Source organism: Microbacterium tenebrionis (assembly GCF_903645325.1).
Lineage (GTDB): Bacteria > Actinomycetota > Actinomycetes > Actinomycetales > Microbacteriaceae > Microbacterium > Microbacterium tenebrionis.
On the sequence record NZ_CAHJXQ010000006.1, the window covers coordinates 14,658 to 31,255 of the forward strand.

The 16,598-nt window shown below is 68.4% G+C and carries 17 protein-coding genes; 16 read left to right on the top strand and 1 reads right to left on the bottom strand.

Features of this window, described 5'->3' with window-relative positions; translation table 11 throughout:
• Positions 1-80: 80 nt before the first annotated feature.
• Complete coding sequence (locus HWX58_RS09800; RefSeq protein ID WP_175987434.1) at positions 81-473, bottom strand: DUF1844 domain-containing protein; 393 nt, start codon at positions 471-473, stop codon at positions 81-83.
• A gap of 176 nt (positions 474-649) precedes the next feature.
• Here HWX58_RS09800 and infC point away from each other — a divergent pair, with 176 nt between their 5' ends.
• The 16 genes from infC to argF all read left to right on the top strand — a co-directional run bounded on the left by infC (position 650) and on the right by argF (position 16,594).
• A complete protein-coding gene (gene infC / locus HWX58_RS09805; protein ID WP_250646187.1) occupies positions 650-1,339 on the top strand; it encodes a translation initiation factor IF-3 in 690 nt (229 codons plus the stop codon).
• A 68-nt stretch (positions 1,340-1,407) separates the two neighbouring features.
• The gene (gene rpmI / locus HWX58_RS09810) at positions 1,408-1,605 is read left to right on the top strand and encodes a 50S ribosomal protein L35 (RefSeq protein ID WP_175987436.1); all 198 of its coding nucleotides are present in this window, start codon (positions 1,408-1,410) and stop codon (positions 1,603-1,605) included.
• A 31-nt stretch (positions 1,606-1,636) separates the two neighbouring features.
• Entirely contained in the window at positions 1,637-2,023 is a 387-nt protein-coding gene (gene rplT, locus HWX58_RS09815; RefSeq protein ID WP_175987438.1) for a 50S ribosomal protein L20, read from the top strand.
• 80 nt (positions 2,024-2,103) lie between these two features.
• Positions 2,104-2,916 (top strand): TrmH family RNA methyltransferase, encoded by an 813-nt coding sequence (locus HWX58_RS09820; protein WP_175987440.1) that lies wholly within the window; start codon positions 2,104-2,106, stop codon positions 2,914-2,916.
• A gap of 81 nt (positions 2,917-2,997) precedes the next feature.
• Complete coding sequence (locus tag HWX58_RS09825) at positions 2,998-3,747, top strand: amino acid ABC transporter ATP-binding protein (RefSeq protein WP_175987442.1); 750 nt, start codon at positions 2,998-3,000, stop codon at positions 3,745-3,747.
• 50 nt (positions 3,748-3,797) lie between these two features.
• The gene (locus tag HWX58_RS09830) at positions 3,798-4,709 is read left to right on the top strand and encodes a glutamate ABC transporter substrate-binding protein (protein WP_175987444.1); all 912 of its coding nucleotides are present in this window, start codon (positions 3,798-3,800) and stop codon (positions 4,707-4,709) included.
• Between the two features lie 65 nt (positions 4,710-4,774).
• Positions 4,775-5,431: an amino acid ABC transporter permease gene (locus HWX58_RS09835; protein WP_175987446.1), complete on the top strand. Its 657-nt coding sequence runs from the start codon at positions 4,775-4,777 to the stop codon at positions 5,429-5,431.
• The gene (locus HWX58_RS09840; protein WP_175987448.1) at positions 5,428-6,321 is read left to right on the top strand and encodes an amino acid ABC transporter permease; all 894 of its coding nucleotides are present in this window, start codon (positions 5,428-5,430) and stop codon (positions 6,319-6,321) included. Before HWX58_RS09835 ends, HWX58_RS09840 begins: the two co-directional genes overlap by 4 nt.
• 42 nt (positions 6,322-6,363) lie before the next feature.
• Positions 6,364-7,404: a phenylalanine--tRNA ligase subunit alpha gene (pheS, locus tag HWX58_RS09845; RefSeq protein WP_175987450.1), complete on the top strand. Its 1,041-nt coding sequence runs from the start codon at positions 6,364-6,366 to the stop codon at positions 7,402-7,404.
• Positions 7,404-9,905, top strand: a complete 2,502-nt coding sequence (pheT, locus tag HWX58_RS09850) for a phenylalanine--tRNA ligase subunit beta (protein ID WP_175987452.1) — start codon at positions 7,404-7,406, stop codon at positions 9,903-9,905. The genes pheS and pheT overlap by 1 nt, the downstream gene beginning before the upstream one ends.
• Before the next feature lie 182 nt (positions 9,906-10,087).
• A complete protein-coding gene (locus HWX58_RS09855; protein ID WP_175987454.1) occupies positions 10,088-11,053 on the top strand; it encodes an NAD-dependent epimerase/dehydratase family protein in 966 nt (321 codons plus the stop codon).
• A 292-nt stretch (positions 11,054-11,345) separates the two neighbouring features.
• Complete coding sequence (gene argC / locus HWX58_RS09860) at positions 11,346-12,389, top strand: N-acetyl-gamma-glutamyl-phosphate reductase (RefSeq protein WP_175987456.1); 1,044 nt, start codon at positions 11,346-11,348, stop codon at positions 12,387-12,389.
• A complete protein-coding gene (gene argJ / locus HWX58_RS09865) occupies positions 12,386-13,543 on the top strand; it encodes a bifunctional glutamate N-acetyltransferase/amino-acid acetyltransferase ArgJ (RefSeq protein ID WP_175987459.1) in 1,158 nt (385 codons plus the stop codon). The genes argC and argJ overlap by 4 nt, the downstream gene beginning before the upstream one ends.
• On the top strand, positions 13,540-14,457 hold the full coding sequence (gene argB, locus HWX58_RS09870) for an acetylglutamate kinase (protein ID WP_175987461.1): 918 nt from the start codon (positions 13,540-13,542) through the stop codon (positions 14,455-14,457). Before argJ ends, argB begins: the two co-directional genes overlap by 4 nt.
• On the top strand, positions 14,454-15,674 hold the full coding sequence (locus HWX58_RS09875; RefSeq protein ID WP_175987463.1) for an acetylornithine transaminase: 1,221 nt from the start codon (positions 14,454-14,456) through the stop codon (positions 15,672-15,674). Before argB ends, HWX58_RS09875 begins: the two co-directional genes overlap by 4 nt.
• On the top strand, positions 15,671-16,594 hold the full coding sequence (argF, locus tag HWX58_RS09880; protein WP_175987465.1) for an ornithine carbamoyltransferase: 924 nt from the start codon (positions 15,671-15,673) through the stop codon (positions 16,592-16,594). Before HWX58_RS09875 ends, argF begins: the two co-directional genes overlap by 4 nt.
• The last annotated feature ends 4 nt before the right edge of the window (positions 16,595-16,598 follow it).

Consider the following 16,598-nt stretch of genomic DNA (forward strand, 5'->3'; position numbering starts at 1 on the left):
GCCTTGCGCGGTGAGAGTCGGCGTGTCATCGCAATTCTCGCCGCGCAACCGAATTCTCGAGGTGTGTGGGGCGACGCGCCCTAGTTGACCGGCCCGGTCCACTTCTCGCCGGGACCCTTGCCGATCGGGTCGGGGATGGCGGATGCCTCGCGGAAGGCGAGCTGCAGAGAGCGCAGACCGTCGCGCAGCGACCGCGCGTGCATGTCGCTGATCTCGGGAGCGCCGGCGGTGATGAGCCCGGCGAGAGCGTTGATCAGCTTGCGCGCTTCGTCGAGGTCGAGCTGCGAGTCGGGGTCGTCCGCGAGCCCGAGCTTGACGGCGGCGGCGCTCATCAGGTGCACGGCGGTGGTGGTGATCACCTCGACCGCGGGCACGTCCGCAATATCGCGGGTGGCGGCCGATGCGGCCTCTTCCTGCTGCTCCCAGCGCTCGTTGCGGTCGTCGTGGCCATGATCGTGGGCCGGAATCGTCACTTCGCCTTGCCTTCTGTTAGACTTTGGCGGGCTCCGGAGCGAAATGCTCCGGATCGAAAGAGGATTCACTTCCCACCCGCGCTTGCCGTTCCAGGCTACCGGGTCTTGCGCTCCGCCGGTTCACGCCGGTAGATCGGACGATGTTCGGTGTTCAGGGTGCGAAGCCGACGTCTGAAATGTCGGCGGGTGGGGCAGTAACTCTTTTTTCGCAGTGCGTCGCAGAAAGCGTCGTACCGGCTGAATCCCCATCGTCTAAGGAGTTCCGCATCAGCGATCCCCGTACCAATGAGCGCATCCGCGTCCCCGAGGTCCGCCTCGTAGGCCCCGCGGGTGAGCAGATCGGCGTCGTCGCCATCCAGGTCGCGCTCCGCCTCGCGCAGGAAGCCGACCTCGATCTCGTCGAAGTCGCCCCGAACTCGAAGCCTCCCGTGGTCAAGATCATGGACTACGGCAAGTTCAAGTACGAGGCTGCCCAGAAGGCGAAGGAAGCCCGTCGCAACCAGGCGAACACGATCCTCAAGGAAGTCCGCTTCCGTCTGAAGATCGAGGCTCACGACTACACGACCAAGCTCAAGCGCGCCGAGGGCTTCCTCAAGGCCGGCGACAAGGTCAAGGCCATGATCCTGTTCCGCGGCCGCGAGCAGTCGCGCCCCGAGCAGGGTGTGCGGCTCCTCCGCAAGTTCGCCGAGGACGTCGCCGAGTTCGGCACGGTCGAGTCGAACCCGACCATCGACGGACGCAACATGGTCATGGTGATCGCACCGGTGAAGAACAAGTCCGAGGCGAAGGCCGAGCAGAACGCCGCGCGCGCCGCGAACAAGCAGGCCGCACGCGAAGCACGCACTGAGGACGCTCCGTCCGAGTGACCCGCAGACTCCCGCATCGCGCGGGTTGACACCGTCGCCTGAGAAGGCGCCATACGAAGGAAGAGAAGATGCCGAAGCAGAAGACCCACTCGGGTGCCAAGAAGCGCTTCAAGATCACCGGCAGCGGCAAGCTGAAGAAGCAGCAGGCCGGGATGCGCCACAACCTCGAGCACAAGTCGAGCCGTCGCACCCGCCGCCTCAACCAGGACCAGGTGCTGTCGGCCAACGACACCAAGGTCGCCAAGAAGCTCCTCGGCCGCGGCTGAGCGCCCGAAGCACGAATAGGAATACACGAAAATGGCAAGAGTCAAGCGGGCGGTAAACGCCCACAAGAAGCGTCGCGTCATCCTCGAGCGCGCCTCCGGCTACCGCGGTCAGCGTTCGCGCCTCTACCGCAAGGCCAAGGAGCAGGTCATCCACTCCCTGGTCTACTCGTACCGTGACCGTCGCAAGCGCAAGGGCGACTTCCGCCGCCTCTGGATCCAGCGCATCAACGCCGCTGCCCGCCAGAACGGCATCACGTACAACCGCTTCATCCAGGGTCTCGGCCTCGCCGGCGTCCAGGTCGACCGCCGCATGCTCGCCGAGCTCGCGGTCAACGAGCCGGCCACCTTCGCCTCGCTGGTCGCGACGGCCAAGGCTGCTCTGCCGTCGGACGTTAACGCTCCGAAGTCGGCTGCGTAAGCATCCTTCCTGGAACGGGCGCTCTCCTTCGGGGGAGCGCCCGTTCTTCTTTGCCGGGCGGTGTTCCCTAGACTGAACGCGTGCTCGAGAACCCCCGCTCCCCGCGTGTCAGAGCCGTGGCGAAGCTCACCAAGCGCAGTGCGCGCACCGACACCGGGCTCTTCCTCCTCGAGGGGCCGCAGGCCGTCCGCGAAGCGCTGGCCTATCGTCCGGATGCCGTCGTGGAGCTGTTCGCGACGCCGAACGGGTGGGATCGGCATCCTGATCTGCGTGCCGCGGCGACGCGCAACGGCGTGGATGCTGAGTTCGTCACCGAGTACGTGCTGGGCGCGATGGCGGACACCGTCACCCCGCAGGGCGTGATCGCCGTCGCCCGGCAGATCCCCATGTCGGTGCGCGACATCTTCGACTCGTCGCCGAGGCTGGTGGCGATCTGCGAGGAGATCCGCGACCCGGGGAATCTCGGGACGATCATCCGCGCCGCGGATGCCGCCGGTGCGGATGCCGTGGTGCTCACCGGCCGCACGGTCGACCCCTACAACCCGAAGGTCGTCCGCTCGACCACAGGTTCGCTGTTCCACCTGCCCGTCTCGGTCGGAGGCGACCTCGACGACGTCGTCGCACGTGCGCACGCGGCCGGCCTGAGCGTACTCGCGGCCGATGTGAAGGGCGCCGATCTGCTCGAGGCCCGGGCTGCCGGGGTGCTCGCGAAGCCCACCGCATGGCTGTTCGGCAACGAGGCGCACGGGCTCGAGGAGCACGCGCTCGACCTCGCCGACCACGTGCTGAAACTGCCGATCTTCGGCAAGGCGGAGTCGCTGAATCTCGCCACCGCAGCCAGCGTCTGCCTCTACGAGAGCGCCTTCACTCAGCGCGCCGCCGACGCGCCCTGACGCGTTTCGAGTCGGTTACAACTCGATAACCGGCGTGCGTGGCTGTTGGTTCGCAGCGTGCGGTGCTTCTAATGTGAACACATGACCGAGACTGGCACACCCCTTGTCGTCGTCGACAACGTTCAGAAGCACTACGGCGATTTCCAGGCGCTGACCGACATCGACCTCACGGTCAACACGGGCGAGGTCGTCGTCGTGATCGGGCCGTCGGGCTCGGGCAAGTCGACCCTGTGCCGTACGATCAACCGCCTCGAGACCATCACGAGCGGTGTGATCTCCATCGACGGCAAGGAGCTGCCGGCCGAGGGCAAGGGCCTCGCGCAGCTGCGCGCCGATGTCGGCATGGTCTTCCAGTCCTTCAATCTCTTCGCCCACCTCACGATCCTCGAGAACGTGACTCTGGGACCGATCAAAGTCCGCGGCATGAAGAAGGCCGATGCCGACAAGGAGGCCATGGCGCTCCTCGAGCGCGTCGGCGTCGCCCAGCAGGCGTCCAAGCTCCCCGCCCAGCTCTCCGGCGGTCAGCAGCAGCGCGTCGCGATCGCCCGCGCGCTGGCCATGCATCCCAAGGTCATGCTCTTCGATGAGCCCACCAGCGCGCTCGACCCCGAGATGATCAACGAGGTCCTCGACGTCATGGTGCAGCTGGCGAAGGAGGGCATGACGATGATCGTCGTCACCCACGAGATGGGCTTCGCCCGCAAGGCCGCCGACCGTGTGGTGTTCATGGCCGACGGTCGCATCGTCGAAGAGGCGACACCCGAGGAGTTCTTCACCAACCCCAAGAGCGACCGCGCCAAGGACTTCCTCTCGAAGCTCCTCACGCACTGACTCTTCCCGACATACAGAACCTGAACACACAGCACACGAAGGAGACGCACATGCGACGCACACGGACACTGGCAGGGATCGGGATCGCGGCGACAGCGCTACTCGCCCTCACCGCCTGCAACAGCGGCAGCCCGACCACCCCCGGCGGCGACGCCGGCGATGGTGCAGACGGCGGAGACGCCCCCGCGTACGAGGTCGCGACCGACGTCCAGCTCGAAGGAAGCCCGACGTTCGACGCCATGGTCGAGCGCGGCGGGCCCGTCATCGGTGTCAAGGAGGACCAGCCCAACCTCGGCTACCTCGACGCCACGACCAACGAGCGCAGCGGCTTCGACATCGAGATCGCGCGCTGGATCGCGGCATCCCTCGGGTTCGAGGAGAGCGACATCACGTACGAGCCGATCGCCTCCGCGAACCGCGAGCAGGCGCTCGTGAACGGCGACATCGACTACTACGTCGGCACCTACTCGATCACGGACAAGCGCAAGGAGCAGATCGACTTCGCAGGTCCCTACTTCGTCACCGGTCAGGGCTTCCTCGTCGCCGCCGACAGCGAGATGACCGAGGTCAAGGAGGTCTCCGACTTCAACGGCATGACCGTGTGCTCGGCGACCGGCTCCACGCCGATCCAGAACATCAAGGACAACTTCCCCGAGATCAAGACGGCTGAGTACGACATCTACTCCCAGTGCGTCGAGGACCTCATCAGCGGGAAGGTCGACGCGGTCACCACCGACGCTGCGATCCTCATCGGCTACGCCGCTCAGTACCCGGATGACGTGAAGGTTCTGGACGGTCTGTTCACCGAGGAGCGCTACGGCGTCGGCCTCCCGAAGGGCGACACCGTCCTGAAGGACCACATCAACACGCTGTTCACCGACGGCGGCGACACCTGGCAGGCGATCTTCGACGCGACCCTCGGTCAGTCGGGCATCGAAGTCGAGCAGCCGGCAGTCGACTGATCCATCACGGTGCGGGGCGGCTCGAGCAGCCGCTCCGCACCGTTTATCTGAGAAGGGGAGGGCGCGTGGACGCCATCTTCGGCAACCTCGACCTGTGGGGTCAGGGCATCACCTACACGCTGCTGGTGTTCTTCTTCGGCGGCATCATCGCGCTGGTGCTCGGCACCATCGTCGGCGCGATGCGCGTCTCGCCCGTCCCCGTCGCCCGCGCGGTCGGAACGGCGTACGTCACGCTCGTGCGCAACACCCCGCTCACCCTCGTCTTCTTCTTCTTCATCTTCGGATACAGCGCACTCGCCCTGCCTCCGCTCTCGAACCTCGTGCTCGGCATCTTCGCCATCGGCGTCTATACGGCCACGTACGTCGCCGAGACGCTGCGTGCCGGCATCAACACGGTGCCGGTGGGGCAGGCAGAGGCGGCCCGGGCGATCGGGCTGCCATTCGGTCAGGTCATGACGCAGGTCGTGCTGCCGCAGGCATTCCGCTCGGTCGTGCCGCCCATGATGAGCGTCTTCATCGCTCTGCTGAAGAACACGACCGTCGCCGCCGGATTCTCCATCGCGGTTCTTCCGCAGCTGCGATCCACGATCTCGGAGTCGCACACCCGGCCCGGCACACCGATGGAGGTGCTGCTGTGGGTCGCCCTCATCTTCGTCGCGCTCGTGATGCTGCTGACATGGCTGCAGCGAACGCTTGAGAACCGTTGGAGGATCGCACGATGAGTTCTGTGCTCTTCGACGTCCCCGGTCCTCGTGCCCGCCGTCGCAACATGATCCTCGCGGTCGTGACCGTCGTCGTCGTGGTCGCTGTCCTCGCCTTCGTCCTGTGGCGGTTGTCTCTGACCAACCAGTTCAGCGCGGCGAAGTGGAACGTGTTCACCTACACGGTCGTGTGGGAATCCATCGGGGCGATGCTGATGAACACGCTGCGCGCATTCGCCCTGGCGGCCGTGCTCAGCCTCGCGCTCGGATTCGTGCTGGCGATCGGACGCCTTTCGGATCACGCCTGGGTGCGCGTACCGGTGACCGTCGTGACCGAGTTCTTCCGGGCCGTCCCCGTGCTCGTCATGATGATGATCCTGTACTACGGTCTGCCGACGCTCGGTGTGAAGATGGAGCCGTACTGGGCTGTCGTGATCGCGCTGATGCTCTACAACGGCTCGGTGCTCGCCGAGGCGCTGCGCGCCGGCATCGAATCGCTGCCGCGCGGCCAGAAGGAGGCCGGCTTCGCGATCGGCCTCCGCAAGAGCGGTGTGATGACCCTGATTCTGCTGCCGCAGGCCGTGCGTGCGATGCTCCCCGTCATCGTGGCGCAGCTCGTCGTGACGATGAAGGACACCGCGCTCGGGTTCCTGATCACGTACCAGGAACTGCTGTACTACGCCAAGCTCCTCAGCACGCAGCCGGGCCGTCCCATCCTGCAGTCGGCGCTCGTCATCGGTGGCATCTACATCGTCATGTGTCTGATCCTCTCCGGCATCGCGAAGTGGGCCGAGATCAAGACCCGCCGCTCGCCGCGGATGAAGGCTCTGGCCGCGGATAACGCTGCGGTGATGCACGAAGGCACCGACACCGAGCTCATTGCCGCCCAGGCCCCGCCCAAGACCGACTGAGGCGCACGAGCGGGACGCACCACGCCGGTAGACTCATGTCTTGTGTCTGACGCCCCAGAAATCACCCCAGAGGCGGTGGAAACCGCGGTCGCCGCAGCTCTCGAGGCGATCGGCGCCGCCGCCACCACCGCAGAACTGAAGGCGGCCCGCGCCGCGCACGTCGCCGAGGGGTCGCCGCTGGCGGTTCTCAACGCGTCGATGCGCCAGGTCGCACCCGAGCACAAGGCGACCTTCGGGAAGCTCATCGGTCAAGGGCGCGGCCGCGTCACTCAGGCCCTCGCCGCGAAGGAGGCCGAGCTCGCCGAAGTCGAGCTCGCCGCCCGTCTCGAGGACGAGCGCGTCGACATCACCGCCGTCTCCTCGCGCACCCGCATGGGTGCCCGGCATCCGCTCATGCAGCTGCAGGACGACATCTCCGACGTCTTCGTCGGCATGGGCTGGGAGATCGCGGAGGGCCCCGAGCTCGAGCACGAGTGGTTCAACTTCGATGCGCTGAACTTCGACGTCGACCATCCCGCGCGTCAGATGCAGGACACGTTCTTCGTCGACCCGGTCGATCGACATCTCGTCATGCGCACGCACACGAGCCCCGTCCAGGTGCGCTCGATGCTCGACCGCGAGGTGCCGATCTACGTGCTGTGCCCCGGCCGCGTGTACCGCACCGACGAGTTCGACGCCACGCACCTGCCCGTCTTCACCCAGGTCGAGGGCCTCGTGGTCGACAAGGGCATCACGATGGCGCACCTGAAGGGCACGCTCGACCACCTCGCCCGCCAGCTCTTCGGCGCCGAGGCCAAGACGCGCTTGCGCACGAACTTCTTCCCCTTCACCGAGCCGTCCGCCGAGTTCGACCTGTGGCACCCGACCTTCAAGGGCGGCGCGCGCTGGATCGAGTGGGGCGGCTGCGGCATGGTCAACCCCAACGTGCTGCGTGCCGCCGGGATCGACCCGGAGGTGTACAGCGGCTTCGCGTTCGGCATCGGCGTCGAGCGCGGGCTCATGTTCCGCTCCGACGTGCAGGACATGCGCGACATGGCCGAGGGCGATATCCGATTCAGCGAGCAGTTCGGGATGGTGGTGTGATGCGCGTCCCGCTTTCGTGGTTGCGTGAGTACGTGGATGTGGCACCGGATGCCACGGCCGACGACGTCTTCGCGGCGCTCGTGTCGGTCGGCTTCGAAGAGGAGGAGCTGCACGGCTTCGAGATCTCCGGCCCCGTCGTCGTGGGTCAGGTGCTCTCGTTCGAGGAGGAACCGCAGAATAACGGCAAGACCATCCGGTGGTGCCAGGTCGACGTCGGCGAGGAGAACGGCGGCGTCCGCGGAATCGTCTGCGGCGCATCGAACTTCGCCGTCGGCGACAAGGTCGTCGTGACCCTTCCCGGCGCCGTGCTGCCGGGCCCCTTCCCGATCGCCGCCCGTAAGACCTACGGTCATGTCTCGGACGGCATGATCGCCTCGGCGCGCGAGCTGGGGCTCGGCGATGAGCACGACGGGATCCTGGTGCTGTCGACGCTCGGCATCGACGCACCCGTCGGAACGGACGCGGTCGCCCTGCTGGGCCTGGACGACAAGGCCGTCGAGATCAACGTGACGCCGGATCGCGGGTACGCGTTCTCGATCCGCGGCGTCGCCCGCGAGTATGCGCACGCGACGGGGGCGGATTTCCGCGACCCCGCCGAGCACGAGTGGGCCGATGTCCAGCCGGGCACGGGCTTCCCGCTCGCCGTGGACGCCGAGCCGCTGCGCGAGAATCCCGCCGTGCAGGAGTTCGTCGTGCGGGTCGTGCGCGATGTCGACCCGTCCCGTCCGACGCCGCCATGGATGATCGCTCGGCTCTCGCTCGCCGGCATCCGCTCGCTCGGCGTCCTCATCGACATCACGAACTACGTGATGCTCGAGATCGGCAACCCGATCCACGGCTACGACCTCGACAAGCTCTCAGGCGGCATCACGGTGCGCCGTGCTCAGCCGGGGGAGAAGCTGACGACGCTCGACGGACAGGAGCGGAAGCTCCACGTCGAAGACCTCCTGATCACCGACGACTCCGGCCCCATCGGCCTCGCCGGTGTCATGGGCGGCGGCACCACAGAGATGTCGGATGCCACCCGCAACGTGCTCATCGAGGCCGCGATCTTCGATCCGATCTCGATCGCCCGCACCGCGCGACGGCACAAGCTGCCCAGCGAGGCGTCCAAGCGCTTCGAGCGCGGTGTCGACCCGCTCGTTCCGTTCGTCGCCGCCCGCCGCGTCGCCGACCTCATGGTCGAGCTCGCGGGCGGACGCATCGACGAGCTCGGCGGTGCGCTGTACTCGGAGTTCGAGATTGCCGGCATCGCCCTGCCGGACGGCTTCGTATCGGGCCTCATCGGCGTGGACTACACCGAGGAAGAGGTCACCGGCGCGCTCGAGACCATCGGCGCCGAGGTGACCGAGACCTCCGACGGCTGGCAGGTGATCCCGCCGAGCTGGCGGCCCGATCTCACGGACAAGTGGACGCTGGCCGAAGAGGTCGCCCGCATCCACGGCCTGGACCGGGTTCCCTCCGTGCTGCCCACCCCGCCCGCCGGTCGCGGACTCACCGCAACCCAGCAGGGGCGCCGCCGGGTTGCGAACGCCCTCGCAGCGGCCGGCCTCGTCGAGACGCCGGCGTTCCCGTTCACGACCGAGGCGCACAACGCCCTGCACGGCTCTGCGTCGGGTGAGAAGCTGCCGAGCATGAAGCTCGCGAACCCGCTCGACGGGCAGGCGCCGTTCCTTCGTCGCTCGCTCATCCCCGGGCTGCTGCAGATCGCGCACCGCAACATCGCGCGCGGTCTCACGGATCTGGCGATCTTCGAGACCGGTTCGGTGTTCCTCCCGGAACCGGGCGTGACGTACGGCACCGACGACGTGCCGCCGCTGGGCCAGCGTCCGACGGACGAGAAGCTCGCCGAGCTGAACGCCTCCATCCCGCCGCAGCGCCGCCATGTCGCCGCGCTCTTCACGGGCAACGTCACGGCGCGTCAGCCGGGCCGGGCCGTCGAGTCGTACGGGCTGTCGGAAGCACTGGACGCCGTCCGCGTGATCGCGGTGGCCGCGGGCGTGGAGATCGACGTCGTGCAGGGACAGCGCGCCGCCCTCCACCCCGGTCGTGCAGGCGTCCTCAGCGTCGCCGGCACCGAGGTCGGCTACGTGGGCGAACTGCACCCGAACGTCGCGTCCGACGCCGACCTGCCCGGACGCGCCGTCGTGCTCGAACTCGATCTCGACGGCATCCTGTCGGTCGCGGGCGAGCGCGTGGTCGCGGCATCCCTGTCGACCTACACCGCCGCCACGCAGGACGTGTCGCTCGTCGTGTCCGAGGAGGTGACCGCGGGCGAGTTGCGCGCCGCTCTCATCGAGGGCGCGGGCGACCTGCTCGAATCCGTCCGTCTCGTCGATGACTACCGCGGGCAGGGACTGGATGCCGGCCAGAAGAGCCTGACCTTCGCTCTGCGGTTCCGGGCGCCCGACCGCACGCTCACCGCCGCCGAGGCGACCGAGGCGAAGCTCGCCGGTGTGGCTGCGGCGTCGGAGCGCTTCGGCGCGAGCATCCGCGACTGAATCGCGTATCCCGTGCACGCACGGGATGACGACGGCGAGGAGGCGGCATCACCTCCTCCTCGCCGTTCGCGTCATGGCTGCGTGCGCAGTCGTCGCTCACCGGCACCCCGCGCTTGGAGACGCCTCCTCTGCTCTGAGCGGAATGACTTCCGCAACGCGCCGCGACATGGTGGCATGGGATCATGCCCGACGTCCTGATCCTCGGCGGCACCGGCTGGCTGTCCGGCCGCATCGCGCGGCGCTGGGCGGATGCCGGGGCGCAGGTCACCTGCCTTGCGAGGGGCGGGAGACCAGCGCCCGACGGCACAGCCCTCGTCCGCGGGGATCGGGACGACCCGGCGACATACGGGCAGCTCGACCGCGACTGGGACGAGGTCGTCGACATCTCCTCCCGCGCCGATCACGTCAGAACCGCGGTGAGCGCCCTCGGCCATCGTGCTGCGCACTGGACGTACGTGTCCTCGATGTCGGTGTACGCCGACGCCGATGTCGACGACGCCGATGAGACCGCGCGTCTGGGGGAGCCGGCCGCCGACGGCGACGAGTACGACTACGCCGCGCAGAAGGTCGCCGCCGAGGCAGCGGTCAGGGCGCTCGGCGGCCGCATCCACATCATCCGACCCGGTCTCATCGTCGGGCCGGGCGACCCCAGCGACCGCTTCGGCTACTGGGCTGCCGCGTTCGCGCGCGCCGGCTCCGAAGCGGTGCTGGTCCCCGACGGCACGGGGCGCTCCGTTCAGGTGATCGATGTCGACGACCTCGCCGGTTTCGCAGCGAACGCCGATCTCATCGGCATCCGCAACGCCATCGGAGATCCGCATCCGTTCGACGACGTGCTCGGGCTGTTCCGGGTCGCGGCCGGCCACACCGGTCGCACCGTAGTCGCGGCCGACGACTGGCTCGAATCGCACGAGGTGCAGCCGTGGATGGGGGAGCGATCGCTCCCGCTGTGGCTGCCACGGGACTGGTCGGGATTCATGACCCGCTCGAACGCCGCCTACGCCGCCGCCGGCGGCACCCGGACCCCGCTCGAGAAGGTCATCGGGCGCGTGCTCGATGACGAGCGCGCCCGCGGACTCGACCGATCGCGTCGCGCCGGCCTCACCCGCGACGACGAGCGAGCGCTCCTCGCCGAGCTCCCGTCCTGACACGGTCGCTGCACGACGGGACGCGTGTGACGGCGTCCGCTTCGCTCGATTTGCGGATGCTGCGCCGCGAGCGCTACTGTCGCGACATGCCTTCGGCCGCAATCACCCCTTCGACGCTTGTTCCGAGCGTCACCGTGGTGCGCCGACGCCGCAGCCGTCTGGGCGGCCGCCGACTCTAGGCGACCTCTGCGCTCCCTGAACCGTGCCCGCGCCGGTGGGTCGAGCGCCGGAGTCGCCGCCTCGGACCTCAGACACCCCAGGGACGACCGTCCCGCACCGTTAAGGTAGAAGCATGACGTATACCGTCGCCGTCTCCGGCGCATCCGGCTATGCGGGCGGCGAGATCCTGCGCCTCCTGGCCAGTCATCCCGACATCGAGATCCGCACGGTGACCGCGCATTCGAACGCCGGTCAGCCGCTCATCGAGCACCAGCCGCACCTGCGCTCGCTCGCGCACCTCACTCTGCAGGACACGACGCCCGAGATCCTCGCCGGCCATGACGTCGTGTTCCTCGCCCTCCCGCACGGGCAGTCCGGTCAGTACACCGACGCCCTCGGCGACGTGCCACTGGTCGTCGACGCCGGTGCCGATCACCGGCTCACCTCGCAGGAATCGTGGGACGCCGTCTACGGCGGGCACTTCCATGAGCCCTGGGCCTACGGAGTCCCGGAACTGATCGTCGATGGCGCCAAGCAGCGCGAGAACCTGCGCACAGCCAAGCGCATCGCAGCTCCCGGCTGCAACGCCTCGACCGTGAGCCTCAGCCTCGTCCCCGGTGTCGCCGCCGGCGTCATCGACGCGTCCGACATCGTCAGCGTGCTCGCCGTCGGGCCCTCCGGAGCCGGCAAGAGCCTGAAGCCGCACCTGCTCGGCAGCGAACTGCTCGGCACGGCGAACCCGTACGCGGTCGGCGGCACGCACCGGCACATTCCGGAAATCCAGCAGGCGCTGCGCGGCGCCGGCGCCGCAGATCCTCGCATCTCCTTCACCCCCGTCCTCGTGCCGATGGCCCGCGGCATCCTCGCGACGTCCACGGCCCCCATCGCGGACGGCGCGACCGACGAGCAGATCCGCGCCGCCTGGCAGGACGCCTACGGCGACGAGACCTTCGTGCAGCTCCTGCCCAAGGGGCACTTCCCACGCACCGCCGACGTCCTCGGCGCGAATACCGCGCTGATGGGACTCGCGATCGACCGCGTAGCGAACCGGGTCACGATCGTCACGGCTGTCGACAACCTCGTCAAGGGCACCGCCGGCGCTGCCATCCAGTCCATGAACCTCGCGCTCGGCCTGCCCGAAGGCCGCGCCCTCACCGTGAACGGAGTGGCCCCATGAGCGTCACAGCCCCCCAGGGATTCGAGGCGGCCGGCGTCGCCGCAGGCCTGAAGTCGACCGGCAAGCCCGACGTCGCCGTCGTCGTCAACCGCGGACCGCGCAAGGTCGGTGCCGCCGTCTTCACGAGCAACCGCGCCAAGGCGAACCCGATCATCTGGTCGCAGCAGGTCATCCTCGACCGCACGGTCGAGGCGGTCGTGCTGAACTCCGGCGGCGCCAACTGCTTCACGGGCAGCTTCGGCTTCCAGACCACCCACCAGACCGCCGAGAAGGCGGCGGAGCTGCTGGGCGTCGCCGCCGGCGACATCCTCGTCTGCTCGACGGGCCTCATCGGCACCGGCGACGAGGCGTTCCGCGCCAAGGTCCTCGACGGCACGGAGCAGGCGATCGCCGCCCTGAGCGCAGACGGCGGCGACGACGCGGCGCACGCGATCATGACGACCGACAGCGTCGCGAAGACCGCGCTCGTCGAGCGGGAAGGCTGGTCGATCGGCGGCATGGCCAAGGGCGCGGGGATGCTCGCACCGGGACTTGCCACGATGCTCGTCGTCATCACGACCGACGCCGACCTCGAGGCGATCGAGGCCGACACGGCCCTGCGGGCTGCGACCGCGAAGACCTTCGACCGGCTCGACTCCGACGGCTGCATGTCGACGAACGATCAGGTCACGCTGCTCGTCAGCGGAGCGAGCGGCGTGAAGCCCGACCTCGAGGAGTTCACCGCGGCGCTCACCGAGCTCAGCGATCAGTTGGCGGCTCAGCTGCAGGCCGATGCCGAGGGCGCGAGCCACGACATCACGATCCGTGTCGCGAACGCGGTCACGGAACAGGACGCCGTCGAAGTCGGGCGTTCGGTGGCCCGCAACAACCTGTTCAAGGCGGCGATCTTCGGCAACGACCCGAACTGGGGGCGCGTCCTCGCCGCGATCGGCACGACCAGCGCGCAGTTCGACCCCTACGACGTCGACGTCTGGATGAACGGCGTCCGCGTGTGCAGCAAGGGCGGCCCTGACCGCCCGCGCGAGGACGTCGACCTCGCCCCGCGCGCCACCGACCTGCTCATCGACCTGCAGGTGGGCGATGCCGAGGCGACGATCCGCACGAACGACCTCACCCACGACTATGTCCACGAGAACAGCGCGTACTCCTCATGACAGACATCCAGGACACACCCCCCGACGTCGCGGCGGGGAAGGCCGCGACGCTCATCGAGTCGCTGCCGTGGCTGAAGAAGTTCCGCGACCAGATCGTCGTGGTCAAGTACGGCGGCAACGCCATGGTCTCCGACGAGCTGCAGGAGGCGTTCGCGCAGGACATCGCGTACCTCCGCTACGTCGGCGTGCAGCCGGTCGTCGTGCACGGCGGCGGCCCGCAGATCTCGAACATGCTCGACCGGCTGGCGATCCCCAGCGAGTTCAAGGGCGGCTACCGGGTCACCAACACCGAGGCGATCAGCGTCGTGCGGATGGTGCTCACCGGTCAGGTGAACCCGCAGCTGGTCGCGAAGATCAACTCGCACGGCCCGATCGCCACCGGGCTCAGCGGTGAGGATGCCGGGCTCTTCGGGGGACGCCGCCGCGGTGTCGAGATCGACGGTGAGCACGTCGACCTCGGTCGCGTCGGCGATGTCGTCGAGGTCGACCCGACCGCGGTCCTCGACCACCTCGCAGCCGGGCGCATCCCGGTGATCTCCAGCATTGCGCCCGACCTCGACAACCCCGGACAGTCGTTGAACGTGAACGCGGATGCCGCGGCATCCGCCCTTGCGACCGCGCTTAACGCGCGCAAGCTCGTCATCCTCACCGACGTCCCGGGCCTCTACGCCGACTGGCCCAACCGCGACTCGCTCGTCTCGCACATCACGTCGCAGCAGCTGGTCCGCATGCTGCCGTCGCTCGAGTCGGGCATGATCCCGAAGATGCGCGCGTGCCTGGATGCTGTCGAGGGCGGTGTGGACGCCGCGGCCATCATCGACGGACGCGTGCCGCACTCGGTGCTCGTCGAGCTGTTCACCAGCAAGGGCATCGGAACCGAAGTCGTACTCGGAGAAGCGGAGGTGACGGCATGACCGTCTGGCAGGATGACGTGGCACGCGACCTGGTGCGCAACGTCGGAGACCGTCTGGCGCTGCTCACCCGTGGCGAGGGATCGTACGTGTGGGACGGCGACGACAAGCGCCACCTCGACTTCCTCGCCGGCATCGCCGTGAACTCGCTCGGCCATGCGCACCCCGTCTTCGTCGAGGCGATCGCGAAGCAGGCCGCGACCCTCGCGCACGTGTCGAATTACTTCGCCACGCCGCCGCAGCTCGCGCTGGCCGCGCGCCTGAAGCGGCTGGTCGGCGCCGGCATCGACGGTCGCGTCTACTTCTCGAATTCGGGCGCCGAGGCGAACGAGGCGGCCTTCAAGCTCGCCCGCCTGCACGGCGGTACGGATCGACCGCGCATCCTCGCGCTGGAGAACGGCTTCCACGGACGCACGATCGGATCGCTCGCGCTCACGGCCAAGAAAGCCATGCGCGAGCCGTTCGAGCCCATGCCGGCCGGCGTCGAGCACATCCCCGCGACCATCGAGGCGCTCGAGGCTGCGATGGATGACCGCGTGGCCGCGATCATCGTCGAGCCCATCCAGGGCGAGGCAGGCGTGGTCGAACTGCCGGATGGATACCTCGCGGCCGCCCGCTCGCTCACGCTGAAGCACGGCGCCTTGCTCATCGTCGATGAGATCCAGACCGGTGCTGGGCGCACCGGACAGTGGTTCGGCTTCAGCCATGAGGGGATCACCCCGGATGCCATCACGCTGGCCAAGGGCATCGGCGGCGGCTTCCCGATCGGAGCGCTCGTGACGTTCGGTGCGGCCAGCTCGCTGTTCACCCCCGGGTCGCACGGGTCGACGTTCGGCGGCAACCCGCTCGGCACGGCCGTCGCGAACGCCGTCCTCGCCGAGATCGAGGATGCCGGGCTCGTCGAGAACGCCGCCCGCCGCGGCACGCAGCTGCGCGAGGCCATCGAGCGCATCGACTCGCCGCTGATCGCCGGCGTCCGCGGCCGTGGACTGCTGATCGGCATCGTGCTGTCGTCGCCGATCGCGAACGCCGTCGTCGCCGCAGCGCAGGAACGCGGACTCATCGTCAACGCGGCAAACCCCGAGACGATCCGCATCGCACCCGCATTGACCATCGGCGACGCCGAGATCGCCGAGTTCGAGACACTGTTCACCGCTGCGCTCGCCGACGTGCAGGCGAGCCTGGCGGAATCCGAGACCGAGAAAGCGACCGCACCATGACCCGCCATCTTCTGCGTGATGACGACCTGACGTCTGCCGAGCAGGCCGAGATCCTCGACCTCGCGGTCGAGCTGAAGAAGGACCGCTGGGCCGACAAGTCGCTCGCCGGCCCCCAGACCGTCGCGGTCATCTTCGACAAGTCGTCCACCCGCACCCGCGTCTCGTTCGCGGTCGGGATCGCCGACCTCGGCGGCTCGCCGCTGATCATCTCGACGGCCAACAGCCAGCTCGGCGGCAAGGAGACGCCGTCCGACACCGCACGGGTGCTCGAGCGCCAGGTGGCGGCGATCGTCTGGCGCACGTACGCGCAGGCGGGGCTCGAGGAGATGGCCGAAGGCACCCGCGTTCCGGTCATCAACGCGCTCTCGGACGACTTCCACCCCTGCCAGCTGCTCGCCGACCTGCTGACGATCCGTGAGCACAAGGGAGATCTGAAGGGCCTGACGCTGACGTTCTTCGGGGACGCGCAGAGCAACATGGCGCACTCATACGCACTCGCCGGCGTCACGGCCGGCATGCACGTGCGCATGGCCTCACCCGAGTCGTACGCCCCGCGGGCCGATGTCGTCGAGGCGGCCGATCGCCGCGCCGCCGAGACGGGTGGATCGATCACGCTGTTCACCGATCCGGTCGAGGCCGCTGCCGGCGCCGACGTCGTCGTCACCGACACGTGGGTCTCGATGGGCAAGGAGGAGGAGAAGATCGCGCGCATCCGCGACCTCGGCGGGTACAAGGTGACGACCGAGACCATGAGCCTCGCCGACCCCGAGGCGATCTTCATCCACTGCCTGCCTGCAGACCGTGGCTACGAGGTCGACCCCGAGGTCATCGACGGTCCGCAGAGCGTCGTGTGGGACGAGGCCGAGAACCGGCTGCACGCCCAGAAGGCGCTGCTGGTCTGGCTGCTCCGCCAGAACTGAAATC

Coding starts and splice junctions, on each gene's coding strand:
- rpmI (WP_175987436.1), top strand. CDS start 1,408: ATGCCGAAGCAGAAGACCCACTCGGGTGCCAAGAAGCGCTTCAAGATC.
- HWX58_RS09825 (WP_175987442.1), top strand. CDS start 2,998: ATGACCGAGACTGGCACACCCCTTGTCGTCGTCGACAACGTTCAGAAG.
- argB (WP_175987461.1), top strand. CDS start 13,540: ATGACAGACATCCAGGACACACCCCCCGACGTCGCGGCGGGGAAGGCC.
- infC (WP_250646187.1), top strand. CDS start 650: ATGTCGGCGGGTGGGGCAGTAACTCTTTTTTCGCAGTGCGTCGCAGAA.
- HWX58_RS09875 (WP_175987463.1), top strand. CDS start 14,454: ATGACCGTCTGGCAGGATGACGTGGCACGCGACCTGGTGCGCAACGTC.
- HWX58_RS09855 (WP_175987454.1), top strand. CDS start 10,088: ATGCCCGACGTCCTGATCCTCGGCGGCACCGGCTGGCTGTCCGGCCGC.
- rplT (WP_175987438.1), top strand. CDS start 1,637: ATGGCAAGAGTCAAGCGGGCGGTAAACGCCCACAAGAAGCGTCGCGTC.
- HWX58_RS09830 (WP_175987444.1), top strand. CDS start 3,798: ATGCGACGCACACGGACACTGGCAGGGATCGGGATCGCGGCGACAGCG.
- argC (WP_175987456.1), top strand. CDS start 11,346: ATGACGTATACCGTCGCCGTCTCCGGCGCATCCGGCTATGCGGGCGGC.
- HWX58_RS09840 (WP_175987448.1), top strand. CDS start 5,428: ATGAGTTCTGTGCTCTTCGACGTCCCCGGTCCTCGTGCCCGCCGTCGC.
- argJ (WP_175987459.1), top strand. CDS start 12,386: ATGAGCGTCACAGCCCCCCAGGGATTCGAGGCGGCCGGCGTCGCCGCA.
- pheT (WP_175987452.1), top strand. CDS start 7,404: ATGCGCGTCCCGCTTTCGTGGTTGCGTGAGTACGTGGATGTGGCACCG.
- argF (WP_175987465.1), top strand. CDS start 15,671: ATGACCCGCCATCTTCTGCGTGATGACGACCTGACGTCTGCCGAGCAG.